General features: G+C 71.9%; 15 protein-coding genes. 1 reads left to right on the plus strand and 14 read right to left on the minus strand.

All coding sequences use genetic code 11. The features are described from left to right. Positions 1–15 precede the first annotated feature (15 nt). From nuoH to BMX65_RS29910, 8 genes are all read right to left on the minus strand, one after another. On the minus strand, positions 16–1,440 hold the full coding sequence (gene nuoH, locus BMX65_RS29875) for an NADH-quinone oxidoreductase subunit NuoH (RefSeq protein WP_075003483.1): 1,425 nt from the start codon (positions 1,438–1,440) through the stop codon (positions 16–18). Continuing rightward, on the minus strand, positions 1,437–3,950 hold the full coding sequence (locus BMX65_RS29880) for an NADH-quinone oxidoreductase subunit G (protein WP_075003484.1): 2,514 nt from the start codon (positions 3,948–3,950) through the stop codon (positions 1,437–1,439). The genes nuoH and BMX65_RS29880 overlap by 4 nt, the downstream gene beginning before the upstream one ends. Continuing rightward, positions 3,947–5,335, minus strand: coding sequence for an NADH-quinone oxidoreductase subunit NuoF (gene nuoF, locus BMX65_RS29885; RefSeq protein WP_107437622.1), 1,389 nt, complete (start codon positions 5,333–5,335; stop codon positions 3,947–3,949). The genes BMX65_RS29880 and nuoF overlap by 4 nt, the downstream gene beginning before the upstream one ends. 5 nt (positions 5,336–5,340) lie before the next feature. Next, positions 5,341–6,045: an NADH-quinone oxidoreductase subunit NuoE gene (gene nuoE, locus BMX65_RS29890; protein WP_420856835.1), complete on the minus strand. Its 705-nt coding sequence runs from the start codon at positions 6,043–6,045 to the stop codon at positions 5,341–5,343. A 26-nt stretch (positions 6,046–6,071) separates the two neighbouring features. Beyond that, positions 6,072–7,403, minus strand: a complete 1,332-nt coding sequence (locus BMX65_RS29895) for an NADH-quinone oxidoreductase subunit D (RefSeq protein ID WP_075003487.1) — start codon at positions 7,401–7,403, stop codon at positions 6,072–6,074. Further along, a complete protein-coding gene (locus BMX65_RS29900) occupies positions 7,404–8,153 on the minus strand; it encodes an NADH-quinone oxidoreductase subunit C (RefSeq protein ID WP_075003488.1) in 750 nt (249 codons plus the stop codon). Between the two features lie 174 nt (positions 8,154–8,327). Then, positions 8,328–8,882: a NuoB/complex I 20 kDa subunit family protein gene (locus BMX65_RS29905; RefSeq protein ID WP_026004232.1), complete on the minus strand. Its 555-nt coding sequence runs from the start codon at positions 8,880–8,882 to the stop codon at positions 8,328–8,330. A gap of 13 nt (positions 8,883–8,895) precedes the next feature. Further along, positions 8,896–9,255: an NADH-quinone oxidoreductase subunit A gene (locus BMX65_RS29910; protein ID WP_075003489.1), complete on the minus strand. Its 360-nt coding sequence runs from the start codon at positions 9,253–9,255 to the stop codon at positions 8,896–8,898. Positions 9,256–10,009: 754 nt separating this feature from the next. Between BMX65_RS29910 and BMX65_RS29915 the strand changes: the two genes are divergently transcribed. After that, positions 10,010–10,816, plus strand: a complete 807-nt coding sequence (locus BMX65_RS29915) for a C40 family peptidase (RefSeq protein ID WP_075003490.1) — start codon at positions 10,010–10,012, stop codon at positions 10,814–10,816. A gap of 291 nt (positions 10,817–11,107) precedes the next feature. Here BMX65_RS29915 and BMX65_RS29920 read toward each other — a convergent pair whose 3' ends face one another. The 6 genes from BMX65_RS29920 to mqnC form a co-directional block, all read right to left on the minus strand. Further along, the gene (locus BMX65_RS29920; RefSeq protein ID WP_075003491.1) at positions 11,108–11,779 is read right to left on the minus strand and encodes a response regulator; all 672 of its coding nucleotides are present in this window, start codon (positions 11,777–11,779) and stop codon (positions 11,108–11,110) included. Then, positions 11,776–13,131 (minus strand): sensor histidine kinase, encoded by a 1,356-nt coding sequence (locus BMX65_RS29925; protein WP_239502195.1) that lies wholly within the window; start codon positions 13,129–13,131, stop codon positions 11,776–11,778. Before BMX65_RS29925 ends, BMX65_RS29920 begins: the two co-directional genes overlap by 4 nt. Positions 13,132–13,285: 154 nt before the next feature. Next, positions 13,286–14,536: a geranylgeranyl reductase family protein gene (locus tag BMX65_RS29930; protein WP_051271847.1), complete on the minus strand. Its 1,251-nt coding sequence runs from the start codon at positions 14,534–14,536 to the stop codon at positions 13,286–13,288. A 171-nt stretch (positions 14,537–14,707) separates the two neighbouring features. Beyond that, positions 14,708–16,912 carry a hypothetical protein gene (locus BMX65_RS29935; protein ID WP_075003492.1) on the minus strand — a complete coding sequence of 735 codons (2,205 nt, stop codon included), beginning with the start codon at positions 16,910–16,912 and terminating at the stop codon, positions 14,708–14,710. 822 nt (positions 16,913–17,734) lie between these two features. Further along, the gene (locus BMX65_RS29940; RefSeq protein WP_075003493.1) at positions 17,735–18,433 is read right to left on the minus strand and encodes a demethylmenaquinone methyltransferase; all 699 of its coding nucleotides are present in this window, start codon (positions 18,431–18,433) and stop codon (positions 17,735–17,737) included. Between the two features lie 59 nt (positions 18,434–18,492). Further along, positions 18,493–19,698 (minus strand): cyclic dehypoxanthinyl futalosine synthase, encoded by a 1,206-nt coding sequence (gene mqnC, locus BMX65_RS29945; RefSeq protein WP_239502196.1) that lies wholly within the window; start codon positions 19,696–19,698, stop codon positions 18,493–18,495. Positions 19,699–19,748: the final 50 nt, after the last annotated feature.

Consider the following 19,748-nt stretch of genomic DNA (forward strand, 5'->3'; position numbering starts at 1 on the left):
CCGGCCACGGGGTTCTCAGGCACCGTCAGCCCCCTTGCTCTCGGTGGTTGCGTCAGTAGCGGTGGTCGTCCCGCCTGCCTGGGCTCCGACCGGCTCCGGCTCCCGGCCGCGCTCGGCACGCGAGGGGCGCCGCGGCACCGGCGGCAGCGTCTGCCCCGGCAGCGGTGGTACGGGATAGCCGCCCGCCATCGGGTCGAACGGCTTGTCGGGGGCGGCCGCCTCGTCCTGCTCCTCGTCGGCACCGCCGCGGAAGAAGTCCACGACGAAGGTGATCAGCAGCAGCGCCAGGGCGGTCCCCGCGACCCAGTAGACGACCTCGCTGTAGTCCCAGCCCTCGTTGCGCATGGCGCGGACGGTGGCCACGAGCATCAGCCACACCAGCGCGACCGGGATCAGCACCTTCCAGCCGAGCTTCATGAACTGGTCGTAGCGCACCCGGGGCAGCGTGCCGCGGATCCAGATGAAGACGAAGATCAGCACGACGAGCTTGGCGGTGAACCACAGGATCGGCCACCAGCCGTGGTTGGCGCCCGCCCACCAGGTGGAGATCGGCGCCGGGGCGCGCCAGCCGCCCAGGAAGAGGGTGACCGCGAGCGCGGAGACCGTCACCACGTGGATGTACTCGGTCAGCATGAACATCGCGAACTTGATCGAGCTGTACTCGGTCTGGAAGCCCGCGACCAGGTCGCCCTCGGACTCCGGCATGTCGAAGGGCGCCCGGTGCGCTTCGCCCACCATCGAGACCAGGTAGATCAGGAAGGAGACCGGCAGCAGATAGGCGAACCAGCCGTCCGCCTGCTCGCCGACGATCGTCGAGGTGGACATCGAACCGGAGTAGAGGAAGACCGCGGCGAAGCTGAGCCCCATCGCGATCTCGTAGCTGATGATCTGGGCCGTGGCCCGGACCCCGCCCAGCAGCGGATACGTCGAACCGGACGACCAGCCGGCCAGCACCACGCCGTAGGAGGCGATGGACGCTGTGGCCAGGATGAAGAGGACGGCCACCGGCATGTCGGTGAGCTGCATCGGCGTACGGTGGCCGAAGATCGAGATCTCGTTGTCCGCGGGCCCGAACGGGATGACCGCGATCGCCATGAAGGCCGGCACGGCGCCGATCACCGGTGCCAGCAGATAGACCAGCTTGTCGCTGCCCTTGACGATGATGTCTTCCTTGAGCATCAGCTTCACGCCGTCGGCGAGCGACTGGAGCATGCCCCAGGGGCCGTGCCGGTTGGGGCCGACGCGCAGCTGCATCCAGCCGACGATCTTCCGCTCGAAGACGATGGAGATCAGCACCGTCAGCATCAGGAACGCGAAGCAGAAGACGGCCTTCAGGGCGACCAGCCAGAACGGGTCCGTGCCGAACATCGACAGGTCCTCGGCGGCCAGCCGCGGCATTCCGGCGAACGGATCCTGCGGACTCAGCGTCGCGGCGCTCATGCGCCCACCTCCTGCGTGTTCTCCCGCTCGGCGGCGTCCGCCGGAGCGATCCGCACCACGTCACCGGGGAGCGCCCCGGTGTCGGCCGGGACACCGGAGCCGACCGAGTTGAGCGGCAGCCACACGACCCGGTCGGGCATCCCGGTCACCTGGACCGGCAGCCGCACCGCACCGCGCGGACCGCTGACCGACAGCAGGTCGCCGTCCCGGACGCCGACCTCCTCGGCGGTCGCCGCGGACACCCGGGCGAGCGCCGCGTGCCGGGTACCGGCCAGCGCCTCGTCGCCCTCCTGCAGCCGGCCCTGGTCGAGCAGCAGCCGGTGCCCGGAGAGCACCGCCTCGCCGGTGCGCGGCTGCGGCACGCTGCGCGTCGCGGGGGCCGCTGCGGCGGTGCCCGCACCGCCGGAGCGGTGTCCCAGCCGGTCGAGTTCGCCGCGCACCGTGCGCACGTCCGGCAGTCCGAGGTGCACATCGAGTGCGTCCGCGAGCATGTGCAGCACCCGGGCGTCGGGCTGCGCGTGCCGGCGGGTCATCTGGTCGGGCTTGAGCGCGGCGTCGAACAGCCGCAGCCGTCCCTCCCAGTTGAGGAAGGTGCCGGACTTCTCCGCCGCCGCCGACACCGGCAGCACCACATCGGCCAGCTCGGTCACGGCGCCGGGCCGCAGCTCCAGGCTGACCAGGAAGTCCACGGCCTCCAGCGCCTGCCGGGCCCGGACCGGGTCGGGCAGGTCCTCGACCCCGACCCCGCCGACGACCAGCGCGGACAGCTCGCCCTCGGCGGCGGCCTCGACGATCTGCCCGGTGTCGCGGCCCGGCTGCGCGGGCAGTTCGGCGACCCCCCAGGCGCGGGCGACCTCCGCACGCGCCTCCTCGCTCGCGACCGGCCGGGCCCCGGGCAGCAGCCCCGGCAGGCAGCCCGCCTCGACCGCGCCCCGCTCACCCGCCCGGCGCGGCACCCACACCAGCGTGGCGTTGGTGGCGGCCGCGGTGCGGACGGCGGCGGTGAGAGCGCCCGGCACGGTGGCCAGCCGCTCCCCGACCAGGATCAGCGAACCCTCGCCGCGCAGCGCCTCGGCCGCCGCGGCGCCCTGCTCCTCCAGCCCGACGCCGCCCGCGAGCGCGTCCAGCCACTCGGTCTCGGTGCCGGGTGCGGCGGGCAGCAGGGTACCGCCCGCCTTCTCCAGCCCGCGGGTGGCGTGGCTCGCCAGCGCGAAGGTGCGCTGCCCGTGCTTGCGCCAGGCTTTGCGCAGCCGCAGGAAGACGCCGGGCGCCTCCTCCTCCGCCTCGAGTCCGGCCAGCAGGACCGCGGGCGCGGCCTCCAGCGCCGTGTAGCTGACCCCGGTGCCGTCCAGGTCCCGGCCGCGGCCCGCCACCTGGGCGGCGAGGAAGGCGGCTTCCTCGGCCGAGTGCGGCCGGGCGCGGAAGTCGATGTCGTTGGTGCGCAGCGCCACCCGGGCGAACTTCGCGTACGCGTAGGCGTCCTCGACGGTGACCCGGCCGCCGGTCAGCACTCCGGCCCGGCCCCGGGCCCCGGCCAGCCCGAGCGCCGCGGCCTCCAGCGCCTCCGGCCAGCTCGCGGGGGCCAGTTCCCCGTCGCTGCCGCGGACCAGCGGGGTGTGCAGCCGGTCGGGGCGCTGCGCGTAGCGGAACCCGAAGCGGCCCTTGTCGCACAGCCACTCCTCGTTGACCTCCGGGTCGTTCTCGGCCAGCCGCCGCATGACCTTGCCGCGCCGGTGGTCGTGCCGGACGGCGCAGCCCCCCGCGCAGTGCTCGCAGACACCGGGCGAGGAGACCAGGTCGAAGGGGCGGGAGCGGAACCGGTAGGCGGCCGAGGTGAGCGCGCCGACCGGGCAGATCTGGATGGTGTTCCCGGAGAAGTACGACTGGAAGGGCTCGTCCTCGCCGGTGCCGACCTGCTGCAGGGCGCCGCGCTCCAGCAGCTCGATCATCGGGTCGCCCGCGACCTGGTTGGAGAAGCGGGTGCAGCGCGCGCACAGCACGCAGCGCTCGCGGTCCAGCAGCACCTGGGTGGAGACGGCGACGGGCTTGGCGAAGGTGCGCTTGCGGCCCTCGAACCGGGAGTCGGCCTGGCCGTGTGACATCGCCTGGTTCTGCAGCGGGCACTCGCCGCCCTTGTCGCAGACCGGGCAGTCCAGCGGGTGGTTGATGAGCAGCAGCTCCATCACCCCGTGCTGGGCCTTGCTCGCCACCTCGGAGGTGAGGTGCGTCCTGACGACCATGCCGTCGGTGCACTGGATGGTGCAGGAGGCCATCGGCTTGCGCTGGCCCTCCACCTCCACGATGCACTGCCGGCAGGCCCCCGCGGGGTCGAGCAGCGGGTGGTCGCAGAAGCGGGGGATCTCGATGCCGAGCTGCTCGGCGGCGCGGATCACCAAGGTGCCCTTGGGGACGGAGATCTGGGCGCCGTCGATGGTCAGCGACACGAGGTCTTCGGGCGGCGGGGCGACCTCCCCTCCCCCTCCGGAGGCAGCAGGAGTGGTGACGGTCACGCGTTCACCTCCAGGTGAGCGGAGCTGGGGTCGTCGCCCCACACGGTGGACTTCTCGGGGTCGAAGGGGCAGCCGCGGCCCGCGAGGTGGGCTTCGTACTCGTCGCGGAAGTACTGCAGCGAGGAGAAGATCGGCGACGCCGCTCCGTCGCCCAGGGCGCAGAAGGACTTGCCGTTGATGTTGTCGGCGATGTCGGCGATCTTGTCCAGGTCGGCCCGGCCCGCCTTGCCCGCCTCGATGTCCCGGAGCAGTTGGACGAGCCAGTAGGTGCCCTCCCGGCAGGGGGTGCACTTGCCGCAGGACTCGTGCGCGTAGAACTCGGTCCAGCGAGTGACGGCCCGCACCACGCAGGTGGTCTCGTCGAAGCACTGGAGCGCCTTGGTGCCGAGCATGGAACCGGCGCCGCCGACGCCCTCGTAGTCGAGGGGCACGTCCAGGTGCTCGTCGGTGAGCATCGGGGTGGAGGAGCCGCCGGGGGTCCAGAACTTCAGCCGGTGCCCGGGCCGCATGCCGCCGCTCATGTCCAGGAGCTGGCGCAGGGTGATGCCCAGCGGCGCCTCGTACTGGCCGGGGCGGGCGACGTGCCCGCTGAGCGAGTAGAGGGTGAAGCCGGGGGACTTCTCGCTGCCCAGCGAGCGGAACCAGTCCTTGCCCCGGTCCACGAGGGCGGGAACCGAGGCGATGGACTCGACGTTGTTCACCACGGTGGGGCAGGCGTACAGCCCGGCGACGGCCGGGAAGGGGGGACGCAGCCGGGGCTGGCCGCGGCGGCCTTCGAGCGAGTCGAGGAGCGCGGTCTCCTCACCGCAGATGTAGGCGCCGGCTCCCGCGTGCACGGTGAGTTCCAGGTCCTTGCCCGGGCCCAGCGCGTCCGGGCCGAGATAGCCCGCCTCGCGCGCCTCCCGCACGGCCAGGTGCAGCCGGCGCAGCACGGGGACGACCTCGCCGCGCAGATAGATGAAGGCGTGGTGGGAGCGGATCGCGTGGCAGGCGATCACGATGCCCTCGATCAGCGAGTGCGGGTTGGCGAACAGCAGCGGGATGTCCTTGCAGGTGCCCGGTTCGGACTCGTCGGCGTTGACGACGAGGTAGTGCGGCTTGCCGTCGCCCTGCGGGATGAACTGCCACTTCATCCCGGTCGGGAAGCCGGCGCCGCCGCGGCCGCGCAGGCCCGCTTCCTTGACGTAGGCGATCAGGTCGTCGGGGTCCATGGCCAGCGCCTTGGGCAGCGCCTGGTAGCCGCCGTGCCGCCGGTAGCCGGCCAGCGTGTAGGAGTCCGACTCGTCCCAGTGCGCGGACAGCACCGGGGTGAGCAGCTTCTGCGGATCGGCCGCGCCGCCGGCCGGCTGCGGGGAGGCACCGTCCTGTCCGCCGTCGTGAGTCACTGCCGTCACTTCCCCTCCTCGTCGGATGCCGCCTCGCGCGGGGCGACGACGCCCGGGGTGCTCTCGCCCTTGGCCAGCCGCAGCCCGGCCAGCGAGGCGGGGCCCGCGCTGCCGGACGCCTCCACCGCGCCGGGCCGCTCGTCGGAGAAGCCGGCCAGCACCCGCGCGGTCTGCTTGAAGGTGCACAGCGGCGCACCGCGGGTGGGGGTGACCTCGCGGCCCGCGCGCAGGTCGTCGACGAGGGCGCGGGCGCTGTCGGGGGTCTGGTTGTCGAAGAACTCCCAGTTGACCATCACGACCGGTGCGAAGTCGCAGGCGGCGTTGCACTCGATGTGCTCGAGCGTGACCTTGCCGTCCTCGGTGGTCTCCCCCTCGCCCACTCCCAGGTGTTCGCGCAGCGCGGCGTGGATGGCGTCGCCGCCCATGACCGCGCACAGCGTGTTGGTGCACACCCCGACCTGGTAGTCGCCGGACGCCTTGCGCCGGTACATGGAGTAGAAGGTGGCGACCGCGTTGACCTCGGCCGTGGTCAGCTCCAGCACCTCGGCGCAGAAGCGCTGTCCGGTGCGGGTGACATGCCCCTCCTCGGACTGCACCAGATGCAGCAGCGGCAGCAGCGCGGAGCGGCTGTCCGGGTAGCGGGCGACGATCTCGCGCGCGTCCGCCTCCAGCCGCTCGCGTACCTCGGCGGGGTAGTCGGGCGCGGGCATCTCGGGGATGCCGATCTCGATGCTGGTCACCGGTCGACGCCTCCCATCACGGGGTCGAGGGACGCGACGGCGACGATGACGTCGGCCACCTGGCCGCCCTCGCACATCGCCGCCATGGACTGCAGATTGGTGAAGGAGGGGTCGCGGAAGTGCACCCGGTAGGGGCGGGTGCCGCCGTCGCTGACGACGTGCACGCCCAGCTCGCCCTTGGGCGACTCGACGGCCGCGTACACCTCGCCCGGCGGCACCCGGAAGCCCTCGGTCACCAGCTTGAAGTGGTGGATCAGCGCCTCCATCGAGGTGCCCATGATGTTCTTGATGTGGTCGAGCGAGTTGCCCAGCCCGTCGGGGCCGAGGGCGAGCTGCGCGGGCCAGGCGATCTTCTTGTCGGCGACCATCACCGGGCCCGGCTCCAGCCGGTCCACGCACTGCTCGATGATCCGCAGCGACTGGCGCATCTCCTCCAGCCGCAGCAGGAACCGCCCGTAGGAGTCGCAGGTGTCGACCGTCGGGACCTCGAAGTCGTAGGTCTCGTAGCCGCAGTACGGCTGGGCCTTGCGCAGGTCGTGCGGCAGTCCGGCGGAGCGCAGGATCGGGCCGGTGGCGCCCAGCGCCATGCAGCCGGCCAGGTCGAGGTAGCCGATGTCCTTCAGCCGGGCCTTGAAGACCGGGTTGCCGGTGGCGAGCGCGTCGTACTCCGGCAGGTTCTTGCGCATCTTCTTGAGGAACTCGCGCAGCGCGTCCACGGTCCCGGGCGGAATGTCCTGGGAGAGTCCGCCGGGGCGGATGTAGGCGTGGTTCATCCGCAGCCCGGTGATCAGTTCGTAGAGGTCCAGGACCAGCTCCCGGTCCCGGAACCCGAAGATCATGACCGTGGTCGCGCCCAGCTCCATGCCGCCGGTGGCGATGGCGACCAGGTGCGAGGAGAGCCGGTTGAGCTCCATCAGCAGCACCCGGATGACGTTGGCGCGGTCGGGCACCTCGTCCTCGATGCCCAGCAGCCGTTCCACGCCCAGGCAGTACGCCGTCTCGTTGAAGAACGGCGTCAGATAGTCCATGCGCGTGACGAACGTGGTGCCCTGGGTCCAGGTCCGGTACTCGAGGTTCTTCTCGATGCCGGTGTGCAGGTAGCCGATGCCGCAGCGGGCCTCGGTGACCGTCTCGCCGTCGATCTCCAGGATCAGCCGGAGCACTCCGTGCGTGGACGGGTGCTGGGGACCCATGTTGACGATGATGCGCTCGTCGTCGCTCTTGGCGGCGTGCGCGGCCAGCTCGTCCCAGTCCCCTCCGGTGACGTCGTAGACGGTGCCTTCGGTGGTCTCCCGAATGCCTGCGGGTGCGTGGGTTGTAGAGGACATTTAGCTGTACGACCTCCGCTGGTCAGGAGCGGGAATCTGGGCGCCCTTGTACTCGACGGGGATACCGCCGAGCGGATAGTCCTTGCGCTGCGGGAAGCCCTGCCAGTCGTCCGGCATCAGGATCCGGGTCAGCGCCGGATGGCCGTCGAAGATCAGACCGAAGAAGTCGTAGGTCTCGCGCTCGTGCCAGTCGTTCGTCGGATAGATGTCGACGGTCGAGGGGACGTGCGGATCCGCGTCCGGCGCGCTGACCTCCATGCGGATCAGCCGGTTGTGGGTGATCGAGCGCAGGTGGTAGACGGCGTGCAGCTCGCGCCCCGCGTCCTCCGGGTAGTGGACGCCGCTGACCCCGGTGCACAGCTCGAAGCGGAGCGCCGGGTCGTCCCGCAGGATGCGGGCCGTACGCGACAGGTGGCCGCGGGCGACGTGGAAGGTCAGCTCGCCGCGGTCCACCACCGTCCGCTCGATGACCTGCTCGGGGTCCAGCCCCTGCTCCTCCAGGGCACCCTCCAGCTCGTCGGCGACCTCGTCGAACCAGCCGCCGTAGGGCCGGGAGCTGCCGCCGGGCAGCCGCACGGTCCGCACCAGTCCGCCGTAGCCGGAGGTGTCCCCGCCGTTGCGGGCGCCGAACATCCCGCGGCGCACCGCGATGACCTCGCCGGTGTCCCCCGGCGGCACGGGCAGCGACTCCTCCGCGCGCTGGGCCGGATCGTTCTCGAAGGGCGCCTTGGGACGCTTCTCGTCACTCATCCCCGCACCCCGCTCGCTTCTCCGCCCCGGCGGCACACGTCCCGCCTCGTCTCCGCCTGCGGCCCGGCAGCCGCCTGTGCGTCGCTCACGCCACCACCCCGCTCGCTTCTCCGCCCCGGCGGCACACGTCCCGCCTCGTCTCCGCCTGCGGCCCGGCAGCCGCCTGTGCGTCGCTCACCGGAGCAGCCCCTTCATCTCGATCGTCGGTACCGCCTTCAGCGCCGCTTCCTCGGCCTCGCGGGCCGCTTCCTGCTGGTTGACGCCGAGTTTCGAGTGCAGGATCTTCTCGTGCAGCTTGAGAATGGAATCGAGCAGCATTTCGGGGCGCGGCGGGCATCCGGGAAGATAAATGTCGACGGGCACGATGTGGTCGACGCCCTGGACGATGGCGTAGTTGTTGAACATGCCGCCGGACGAGGCGCACACCCCCATGGAGATGACCCATTTGGGGTTCGGCATCTGGTCGTAGACCTGGCGCAGCACCGGAGCCATCTTCTGGCTGACCCGGCCCGCCACGATCATCAGGTCGGCCTGGCGCGGCGAGCCGCGGAAGACCTCCATGCCGAACCGGGCGAGGTCGTAGCGCCCGGCGCCGGTCGTCATCATCTCGATGGCGCAGCAGGCGAGCCCGAACGTCGCCGGGAACATGGATGATTTACGTGCCGCCCCGGCCATCTTCTCGACCGTGGTGAGCAGAAAACCGCTCGGCAGTTTCTCTTCAAGTCCCATTGCTATCCTGCCCCTAATCCCATTCCAGGCCGCCGCGCCGCCAGTCGTAGGCGTACGCGATACCGATGAGGGCGACGAAGACCAGCATTTCGACGAGCCCGAACATCCCGAGTGAGTCGAAATGCACGGCCCACGGGTAGAGGAAGACGATTTCGATGTCGAAGATGATGAAGAGCATCGCCGTCAGGTAGTACTTCACCGGGAAGCGGCCGCCTCCGGCCGGCTGCGGCGTCGGCTCGATGCCGCACTCGTACGCCTCCAGCTTTGCCCGGTTGTAGCGCTTGGGGCCGACGATCGAGGCCGCGACCACGGAGAACACCGTGAACGCGGCCGCGATCGCTCCCAGTACGAGGATTGGTGTGTAGACGTTCACCGCTCCCGTCTCCTTCCAGGCGTCGACTCTGACTGCCGGCAGACCGCTGGGCCGCTGCGCACCCCCACGAAGATCGCTCCTATGTGAGGCAGTTCACAAGCCCTGTTCGCAGGCATCTTAAGCCCGCCCCTCTGTGATCTGCGACACGGGTGCCGCCAACTGGTTTGTGATCTCCACCACCTGACGCCCGATCATCCGATCGGATCGGCGTCAATCTTCATACGCAAAGCCCATGGATGATCACCTGAGGTGACATTCGAGCGTGCTCAGAGCCGTCAGAAGCGGATCGCTGTACCAAGCACTCGACTGCACGGGCAAATTCGCGCTGGACGGTTTCACCTGCTATGCGCGAACCACTGGGGATCGTGCACTCGTGAAACCCGGCACAAGCGGCGAGACCCGCGCGCGATCCGGCCGAGTCCTGCCCGTGACCGAAGGGGATGGGCGATAAGCACCCAACATCCCATTTGCACCAAGAGTTGGTTTCACGCTCCGGCGGCGCATGTGAACTGCGCCACTCGCGCTCCCGTCAGCCGCTGACTTCTTTGCGCGGGCCTTTTCACCGTGGTACACCCCGCGGGAATTCCGGCAATGCGGACAACAACGTGGTCACGGCCCCGTAGTTGGGCAATGATCACGTCCGGGAATCCCCTCCGGGAGGCGTCCGCAGGGCTCAAGTCGCCGCTCGAGCGGCGACTGTGGCGCATCGCACGATTGTTGAGGGGAGGGTTTGCGGCCTGCTAGGCATTCCCTCATGTCCCCGAAAGCTCAGATTCCCAGCCACCGGAAGCCCCGCTCCAGCAAGATGAACACGGCGCTGCGTGCGGGTATGACGGGTGGCGTCATGGGCACCATCGCCCTGACCGCGGCGGCGGCACCGGCCCTGGCGGCCGACAAGAACGCACCGGCCGACACGGTGGAGATGCCCACCCTCTCCACGGCCGACTCCAACACCCTCGCGGCGGAGTCCCTCCACCACTCCGCACAGCAGTACAGCCTCCAGCAGGCCCAGCAGGACGCGGCCGCCGAGGCCAAGCAGGAGGCCAAGGAGACCAAGAAGAAGGCCGAGGCCGAGGCGAAGCGCAAGGCCGAGGCCAAGAAGAAGGCCGAAGCCGCCCGCAAGGCGGCGGCCGAGGCCAAGGAGCGCGCCTCCCGCTCCACGGAGCGCTCCTCCCTCACCACCACCAACGCCGCCGCGCCGCAGGGCGGCAACGTGGCCACCCTCCTCAGCTTCCTGCGCGCCCAGGTCGGCAAGTCCTACGTCATGGGCGCCACCGGCCCCTCCGCGTACGACTGCTCGGGCCTGACCCAGGCGGCCTACAAGCAGGTCGGCGTCAACCTGCCGCGTACCTCGCAGCCGCAGTCCACCGCGGGCACCCCCGTCTCCCTGGACAACCTCCAGCCGGGCGACCTGCTCTACTGGGGCGGCGCCGGCAGCGCCTACCACGTGGCCGTCTACGTGGGCGGCGGCAAGTTCATCGGCGCCCAGAACTCCTCCACCGGCATCGTGGAGCGCCCCCTGAGCTACGACCAGCCCACCGGCGCCGTCCGCGTGCTGTAACACCAGGCGCGGCCCGGTGCGCCGAAGCCGCCGGACCGAGGGCCCCACCGTTTCGGTGGGGCCCTCGGTCGTACGCCGGCGCAGGGCGCCTACGACGACGCTCTCGGCGCTACTGAGTCTCGGGTGAGCTGCGGCGAATGGGCTCGATGTGCTGTTCCGATGTTCGAAGGCAACATTGGACAGCCAACTGCGCGGCAGCAGTTACCAGCTCTTCCGCCGGGTCGGGGTCGGGAGTGTAGGACGCCCCCCCGAGGAGTGCTCTGCCAGCACTTCGGGACCGAGGCGCGGGAATCAGCCCGTCGGCGTCACCAGCCGGGTCTCGTAGGCGTACACAGCCGCCTGGGTGCGATCCCGGAGGCCGAGCTTCTCCAGGACGCGGCCGACATGCGTCTTGATGGTCGACTCGGCGACGACCAGCTTCGCGGCGATCTCGACGTTGGACAGGCCGCGGGCGATGAGCACGAGCACCTCGGTCTCGCGCTCGGTGAGCTCACCGAGCCTGGCGACCGGCGGCAGTGCTCCGTCGGCGCCGTGGCCGGCCGGCCGGGTGAAGGTCCTGATCAGGCGCTTGGTGACGGTGGGGGCGAGCAGGGCCTCGCCGGCGGCGACGATCCGGATGCCGTCGGCGAGTTGCCGGGCAGGGGCGTCCTTGAGCAGGAAGCCGCTGGCACCGGCACGCAGCGCCCGGTAGACATATTCGTCCTGGTCGAAGGTGGTCAGTATCAGGACCCTGGCGTGCGCGTCGGCGGCGACGATGCGACGGGTGGCCGCCAGCCCGTCGAGTACCGGCATCCTGATGTCCATCAGCACGACGTCCGGCCGCCGTTCCGCCACCAGTGCGAGGGCCTGTCGCCCGTCGGCCGCCTCGCCGACGATCTCGATGTCCGACTGGGCGCCGAGCAGGACCGAGAAGCCCTCGCGGACCATGGCCTGATCGTCGACGACGAGTACCCCGATGGTCACGATGCCGCCTCCGCCGGGACCGGACGCCCTGCGGGGGCGGACACGGGCAGGAAGGCGACGACTTCATACCCGTCGTCCGGCGTGGGACCGGCCGTCATCTCTCCGCCCAGCATCGCCGCACGCTCGCGCATGCCGGGAATCCCGTGTCTGGAGCCACTCCCGATCGACCCGGAGGCGGCGGCCGGCGACACGGTGTCCCCGGCCGACAGATTGACGATGCGCACCCCGAGGCCCCCCAGGACGTAGGAGAGTTCGACCCGGGTGTCGGCTCCCGGCGCATGCCGCAGAACGTTGCTGAGCGCCTCCTGGATGATGCGGTAGGCCGACAGTTCGACCCCCTGCGGCAGTTCCCGCCGCGCGCCGGTGACCGCGGTCTCGACCGGCACCCCGGCGTCGCGGACGTTGGCCAGCAGGCCGTCGAGCTCCCCCAGGGTGGGCTGGGGGGCTTCCGGCGCGCCGGGGGCCCCGTAGTCCGACGCACGGATGACCCCGAGCACCCGGCGCAGCTCGGCGAGTGCCGCGACCGCGTTCTCGCGGATGGTGGCGAGGGAGGCGGCCAGCTCGGGCGGGATGCTCTCCACACGGTAGGGCGCCGCCTCCGCCTGGATGGCGACGACGGACATGTGGTGGGCGACCACGTCGTGCAGCTCCCGGGCGATGGTGGTGCGCTCCTCCAGCACGGTGCGCTTCGATCTCTCGGCGAGGGAGGCGTCATGACTGGCCGCGGCCCGGACGCGCAGGTCGTACCAGGCTCGTGCGAAGACCGCGCCGATCAGCGCGAGAGCCGCCCAGAGCGAGAACGCGGCGAGGTTGCTCCGCTCAAGGTCGTGGGCAGGCGCCGCCGATGCCGCTCCCACGACGACGGTGCACAGCCACAGCACGGCCGCGACCGCCGGATGGCTGCGCAGGGCGACCAGCACCATCACGGTCAGATGCGAGATGAACACCGGCTCCGGAAACGGCAGCGGGTCGGTGACCAGTCGGGGGACCGTCACCACGACGATTCCCCCGAGCGACAGCCACCAGGCCGCGATCGGCCGGAACAGGGCCAGCACCAGGGGTCCGGCTGTCGCCAGACCCAGCAGTACACCGCGCAGCGTGTCCCGGTAGGCGTAGTCGTACGGGTCCCAGCACAGTGACCAGCTCAACCAGACCAGTACAGCCGCGGAAGCACCGATCGCCAGATGCGGCAGCCGGCTCACCATGCTCCGCACCCGTCCGGACAGCATGCCCGCGACGGGTCCGGAGACGGGAAGCGGGGGCAGCCTCCGCGCCGCGAGAGCTCCGGCGAACAGTTCCTGATGCAGGGCGTACAGGCCGCCCTGGAACGTCTTATGCCTCGTCTCAGTCACACCGGGGACCGTACGGCGCGGGACCCCATCCGCACGTCCGCCCGGGTACGGATATCGCCGCCTCCGCCTCAGGTACGACACACGCACCCGCACCGGGCGGTCCTCGTCGGGGCGCGCCCGGTGCGGGAGGGGCGGGCAGGGGTCGAAAGTCCGGTCAGGCGCGCGGGGTCACCTTCGCCAGGCCGTTGATGATGCGGTCCATGGCGTCGCCACCGGTGGGATCGGTGAGGTTGGCGAGCATCTTGAGGGTGAAGCGCATCAGCACGGGGTGCGAGAGGCCGCGCTCGGTGGCCAGCTTCATCACCTTCGGGTTGCCGATGAGCTTCACGAAGGCGCGGCCCATCGTGTAATAACCGCCGTAGGTGTCCTTGAGGACCTTCGGGTAGCGCCGCAGAGCCAGCTCGCGCTGGGCCCGGGTCGCCCGCGCGTGGGCCTGGACGATGGTCTCGGCGGCGATCGCGCCGGACTCCATGGCGTAGGCGATGCCCTCCCCGTTGAACGGGTTCACCAGCCCGCCGGCGTCCCCGACCAGCAGCAGGCCGCGGGTGTAGTGCGGCTGGCGGTTGAAGGCCATGGGAAGCGCGGCGCCGCGGATCGGGCCCGTCATGTTCTCCGGGGTGTAGCCCCACTCCTCGGGCATCGAGGCGCACCACGCCTTGAGGACCTCGCGCCAGTCCAGCTCCTTGAACGCGGCGGAGGTGTTCAGCACCCCGAGCCCGACGTTGGAGGTGCCGTCGCCCATGCCGAAGATCCAGCCGTAGCCGGGCAGCAGCCGGTCCTCGGCGCCCCGCCGGTCCCACAGCTCCAGCCAGGACTCCAGATAGTCGTCGTCGTGCCGGGGCGAGGTGAAGTAGGTCCGCACGGCGACCCCCATGGGCCGGTCCTCGCGGCGGTGCAGCCCCATCTTCAGCGACAGCCGGGTGGAGTTGCCGTCCGCCGCCACCACGATCGGCGCGTGGAAGGTGACGGGCGTCTTCTCCTCGCCCAGCTTCGCGTGCACACCGGTGAGGTGCCCGGTGCGCTCGTCCACGATGGGCTCGGTGACGTTGCAGCGCTCGTGCAGGCGTGCGCCCGCCTTCTCCGCCTGGCGCGCGAGCTGCTCGTCGAAGTCGTCCCGCCTGCGGACCAGCCCGTAGTCCGGGTAGCTGGCCAGCTCGGGCCAGGGAAGCTGCAACCGGTGGCCGCCGCCGATGATGCGGAGCCCCTTGTTGCGCAGCCAGCCCGCCTCCTCGGAGATGTCGATGCCCATCGCCACGAGCTGCTTGGTGGCACGCGGGGTGAGCCCGTCGCCGCACACCTTCTCGCGGGGGAACGCCGTCTTCTCCAGCAGCAGCACGTCCAGTCCGCTGCGGGCGAGGTGGTAGGCGGTCGTGGCGCCCGCGGGCCCGGCGCCGACGACGATCACATCGGCGGACCGCTCGGAGGCGGCCGCCTCCGGCCGGGACCGCGCCTTGGACTCGGAGTGCGCCTGGGGTTGGGGGTCGGCCACGAGGACTCCCGCATGCTGGCTGGTTGACTGACAGCGCCAGTCTATGCGGCGCGGGCGGGACCACCTCGGCGCGGTCCCGCCCGCACCTCAGGCGCCGTTCTCGTCCCAGGTGCGCAGCGCGGTGCTGAAGACCTGCTCGCGGCCCGGGTCCCAGGTGTCGTAGCCGCTCTCGGCGTAGATGCTGTACTCGGTGCCGTCCTCGGCCACGTACGCCTGGTCGACGGCGTGGACGGTGCGGCCCGTGTCGTCGGAGGTGTAGACGAACTCCCAGCGGGCGCCGGGCCGTCCCCGGAAGGTGTTCGCGGTCAGCTCCAGCCGCCGGTAGCCGTCGCGCTTGGCGGCGCCCTTCTCCAGGGTGCGGAAGTTCTCGTACGAGGTCTGGCCCGTGTTGCGGATGACGCCGATGCGCAGGTAGTCCTCGCTGCCCGGTGCCTCGTAGTCGACCTGGGTGCCCTTCACCGCACGCTGCCAGCCCTCCCGCACCCCGACGGAGAACCCCTCCGGATCGTCGGCCCTGGTGAACCCCTCGGGCAGCGAGGTGCTCTGCGGGGAACCGGGGGTTCCGCCCTCCCCGCCCTCTCCGCCTTCCTCGGCATCGGCGCCGGACGCGCTTGCCGAGGGGGTGGGTTCGGGCGCCGGGCTGCCGGCGTCGTCGGGCCGCGGCGAGGTGGACGGGGAAACCTTCTCCCCGGCTGCCGACTTCTCGGCAGCCGCCGTGCCGTCGCCGTCCTTCCCGTCGCCGCCCGCCAGATGGAGGATGCCGCCGGTCGCGGCGCCCACGACGAGGAACGCCGCCAGGACCAGGCCCGCCCAGGTGAGACCGCGGCGGCGCTGCGGCGGCGGGACCGGACCGCCGCCGCCCGGGACGGGGCCGGCGAGGGTGTCGCCCGCGGGGTACCCGCCGCCCGGCGCGCCCTGCTGCGGGGCGGCGTACGGAGGCGGCACCGGCGCTCCGGCCGGGGCGCCGTACGGAGCGGAGTATGGAGCGGGGTATGGAGCGGGGTAGGCGCCCGGACCGGAGCCGTCCGCCCGCGGCGGGCCGCCCCGGCCGCCCGCGCGGCCGAAGCGGGCGTGCAGGAACGGGACCAGCAGCGCGCCGCCGTAGGACCACAGCAGGGCGAACAGCAGCAGTTCGGCGATGCCTGCGCCGACCTCGGCGCTGGAGGCGACGGACTCCCCGGTGCCGAAGTCGCTGCCGAGGCCGCCGGAGTCGCTGCCGTAGCCGTCGCCGAGGCCGCCGCCACCGAGGCCGCCGTCGCCGAGACCACCGCCGCCCGCGGTGCCGGACGCCTGGTGGAAGCGGGCCTCGAAGCCCATCCCGGCCACCGCGACGACCAGCAGCAGGCCCAGCACGAAAAACCCGGCGGACAGGAGTTGTTCGCGGCGTTCGGCGCTGCGCCGGGCGACCAGGGTGCCCAGCAGCAGCGCGCAGGCCAGCCCGCCGGCCAGGGCGCCCACCACGGCCCAGCCGTCGGCGAGGTCGCTCAGCTCGCCGTATCCGAGCGACTCCCGGCCGGTGTTCCAGCGGTCGAAGTCCCACCGCACGTCGAGCGGCGCGCCCCAGGCCAGCGCGAGGCCGAGCGCACCGACGTTGGGCAGCATGGCCAGCAGCCCCCACACGTCGTCCGCGGTGATCTCGTCCGCGGAGACGAGCAGGACGACGAGCATGACGAGGGAGGCCAGCGCGAGCACACACACCAGCGCGAGCCCCGCCGTGCGCAACGCGCCCACCGCGGCGCGCACTCCGGGGCTCGCGGCCGCCACGGCACCGGATCCGCCGCGGGTCAGCACGAGCGCCGCCACCACGGTGGAGAGCAGGAACGCCCACAACAGGGTGAGCCCCGGCGCGGAGTCCAGTTCGAGACCCTCGTACGACGGCGCCGCGTACAGCCCCAGGAGCAGCCCGCCGAGTCCGCACAGCACGCCGATCCGCAGCGCCGCCTCCAGCCCGGCCGACGGCCCGGCCGCAGCGGTCCGGCGGCTCGCGACGCGGGCCGCGACGGCGAGCGCTCCGATCCACAGCACGGTGGCCAGCAGCGGCAGTCCGGTGACCTCGGCCTTGCCGACCACACGTTCGCCCCCGACGTCGGCGCTGCCGTCGGAAGAGACCCCGAACCCGCCGCCGATGCCCCGCAGCAGTGCGGCCAGCGCGACCCGCATCCGGGTGCCCCAGCCGATGTCGAGGTCGTCGAGATCGTCGTCGGACCAGAGACCGAGCGCGCAGGCGGCCGCCAGGAGCAGGCCCAGCGGCCAGGCGGCGACCCGCAGGGCCGCGGCCCAGTCGCCCTTCACGGTCCGCGCCAGGAACAGCCCGAGCGGCGTAGGCCCGGCGGGAGCGCCCGGCGGGGTCGGCGGCTGCGGGGGCTGTGGGAGCTGCGGCGCCCAGGCCGCCGCGCCGGGCGGCGTGCCGGGCGGCGCCGTCGGCAGCGCGGCCTGTGGGGCGGTCGGCGGTGTGCCGGGGGGCGCGGGCTGGGCCGGCAGGGAGGTCCGGGTCGGAACGTAGGCCGACGGGTCGGGTGGGGTGGGCGGAGCGCCGGACGCAGCCAGAGCTGCGGGAGCCGGCGGAGCGCCCGGCGCAGGCGGAGCCGCAGGGGCCGGCGGAGCGCCGGAGGCAGACGGGGCCGCGGCTGCCGACGCCGCGCCGGGGGCAGACGGCACGTCAGCAGTCGTCGCATCAGCAGATGGCACGTCAGCAGTCGTCGCGCCGCCGGGTGTTCCCTGCCCTCCGGAACCCGGTGCGGCCTCGGGCGGGCCCGCCTCCCGCGGAACCGTCGGGGCCTCGGGCGGGGTGGCGGGTGCCGTGGGGGCGCCGCACGACATGCAGAAGCGGGCCTCGGCGGGAGAGGCCGTGCCGCACTGCGGACAGCGCTGCGGGGACGGCGGAGGGGACGGCATTGGCGCGCTCCGGTGGGTTCGGCGGGACGAAACGGCACCCGTGGGCACCGCGCGTGCGCGGACGGATACGGGGGGCGTCTCCATCGTTCCGCCGAACTCCAGTCGACGGAAGCAGATTTATCCAAGCGCAACCCGGGACCGGCTGCGGGGAGCGCGGCAGCCGCCGAGCGCGCCGCACGCTTCCCGCCGCGCGCCTTCGCCTGTGCGCCGCGCGCCGTGTCAGGTGGCGGGGCGGAATCCGCGGTGCAGCGCGACGATGCCGCCGCTCAGGTTGCGCCAGGCCACCCGGCCCCAGCCCGCGTCCTGCAGCCGCGCCGCGAGCGCGGGCTGGTCGGGCCACGCGCGGATCGACTCCGCGAGATAGACGTACGCGTCCGGGCTGCTGCTGACGCGCCGCGCGAGGGGCGGCAGCGCACGCATCAGGTACTCGGTGTAGACGGTGCGGAACGGCGCCCAGGTGGGGTGGCTGAACTCGCAGATCAGCACCCGGCCGCCGGGCTTGGTGACCCGCAGCAGCTCGGCGAGGGCCGTGTCCACCGCGCTGACGTTGCGCAGCCCGAAGGAGATCGTCACGGCGTCGAACACGGCGTCGGCGAACGGGAGGCGGGTCGCGTCCCCCGCGGTGAACGGCATCCAGGGGTGGCGCCGCTTCCCCTCGCGCAGCATGCCCAGCGAGAAGTCGCACGGCACGGTGAACGCGCCGGCCTCCACGAACGGCAGCGACGAGGTGCCGGTGCCGGCCGCCAGGTCCAGCACCCGCTCACCCGGGCGGGCGTCCACGGCGTCGGCGACCGCCCGCCGCCACAGCCGGGTCTGGCCGAGCGAGAGCACGTCGTTGGTGAGGTCGTACCTGGCCGCCACGTCGTCGAACATGGCCGCGACCTCGTGCGGCTTCTTCTCCAGGGATGCCCGCGTCACTTCTCGTCCGTCCGCTCGTCCACTCGTTCGCCGCCCGTCGGCATGCCCGGCCCGCTGGGTCAGTTCGCGTCGATGAGCGCGAGCTCGGGGTGGGCCGTACCCCCGTCGATGGCCGTGGAGGACAGGTGCGAGACGGCCCGGTCGTCCACCGGGTCGTTCGCCGGGTCGTCGTGCACCACCAGGTGCTCGTAGGTGGTGGCGCGCTGCGCCGGGACCCGGCCCGCCTTGCGGATCAGGTCGATCAGTTCCATCCGGTTGGAGCGGTGCTTGGCGCCCGCCGAGGAGACGACGTTCTCCTCCAGCATCACCGAGCCGAGGTCGTCGGCGCCGTAGTGCAGCGAGAGCTGCCCGATGTCCTTGCCGGTGGTCAGCCAGGAGCCCTGGATGTGGGCGACGTTGTCCAGGAAGATCCGCGCGATGGCGATCATCCGCAGGTACTCGAAGACGGTCGCCTGCGTCTGCCCCTTCAGATGGTTGTTCTCCGGCTGGTAGGTGTACGGGATGAAGGCCCGGAAGCCGCCGCTGCGGTCCTGCACGTCGCGGATCATCCGCAGGTGCTCGATCCGCTCGGCGTTGGTCTCGCCGGTGCCCATCAGCATGGTGGAGGTGGACTCGACACCGAGGTCGTGGGCGATCTCCATGATCTCCAGCCAGCGCTCGCCCGACTCCTTGAGCGGGGCGATGGCCTTCCGGGGCCGCGCGGGCAGCAGTTCGGCACCGGCGCCCGCGAAGGAGTCGAGGCCCGCAGCGTGGATGCGCTCGATCGCCTCCCTCGGCGTCACACCGGAGATCCGCGCCATGTGCTCGACCTCGCTGGCCCCGAGCGAGTGGATGACCAGCTCCGGGAACGCCTTCTTGATCGCGGCGAAGTGCTCCTCGTAGTACTCCACGCCGAAGTCCGGGTGGTGGCCGCCCTGGAACATGATCTGGGTGCCGCCCAGCTCCACCGTCTCCGCGCAGCGGCGCAGGATGTCGTCCAGGTCGCGGATCCACACCTTGTCGCTCTTGGGCGAGGCGTAGAAGGCGCAGAACTTGCAGGCCGTCACGCACGAGTTGGTGTAGTTGATGTTCCGCTCGATGATGTACGTCGCGATGTGCTCGCTCCCGGCGTACCGGCGGCGGCGCGCCGTGTCGGCGGCGGCGCCCAGCGCGTGCAGGGGCGCGTAGCGGTAGAGGTCGAGTGCCTCCTCGGGGGTGACGCGCCCGCCGGTGGCGGCGCGGTCGAGGGCGGAGAGCAGGTCGGCTTCCGACACGTGCGCTGTCACCGTGGCGTCCCTCCAAAGGTCGCGCAATCGACACATCTCGCCGCTTACCA

Source organism: Streptomyces qinglanensis (genome assembly GCF_900111245.1).
GTDB classification, from domain to species: Bacteria; Actinomycetota; Actinomycetes; order Streptomycetales; family Streptomycetaceae; genus Streptomyces; species Streptomyces qinglanensis.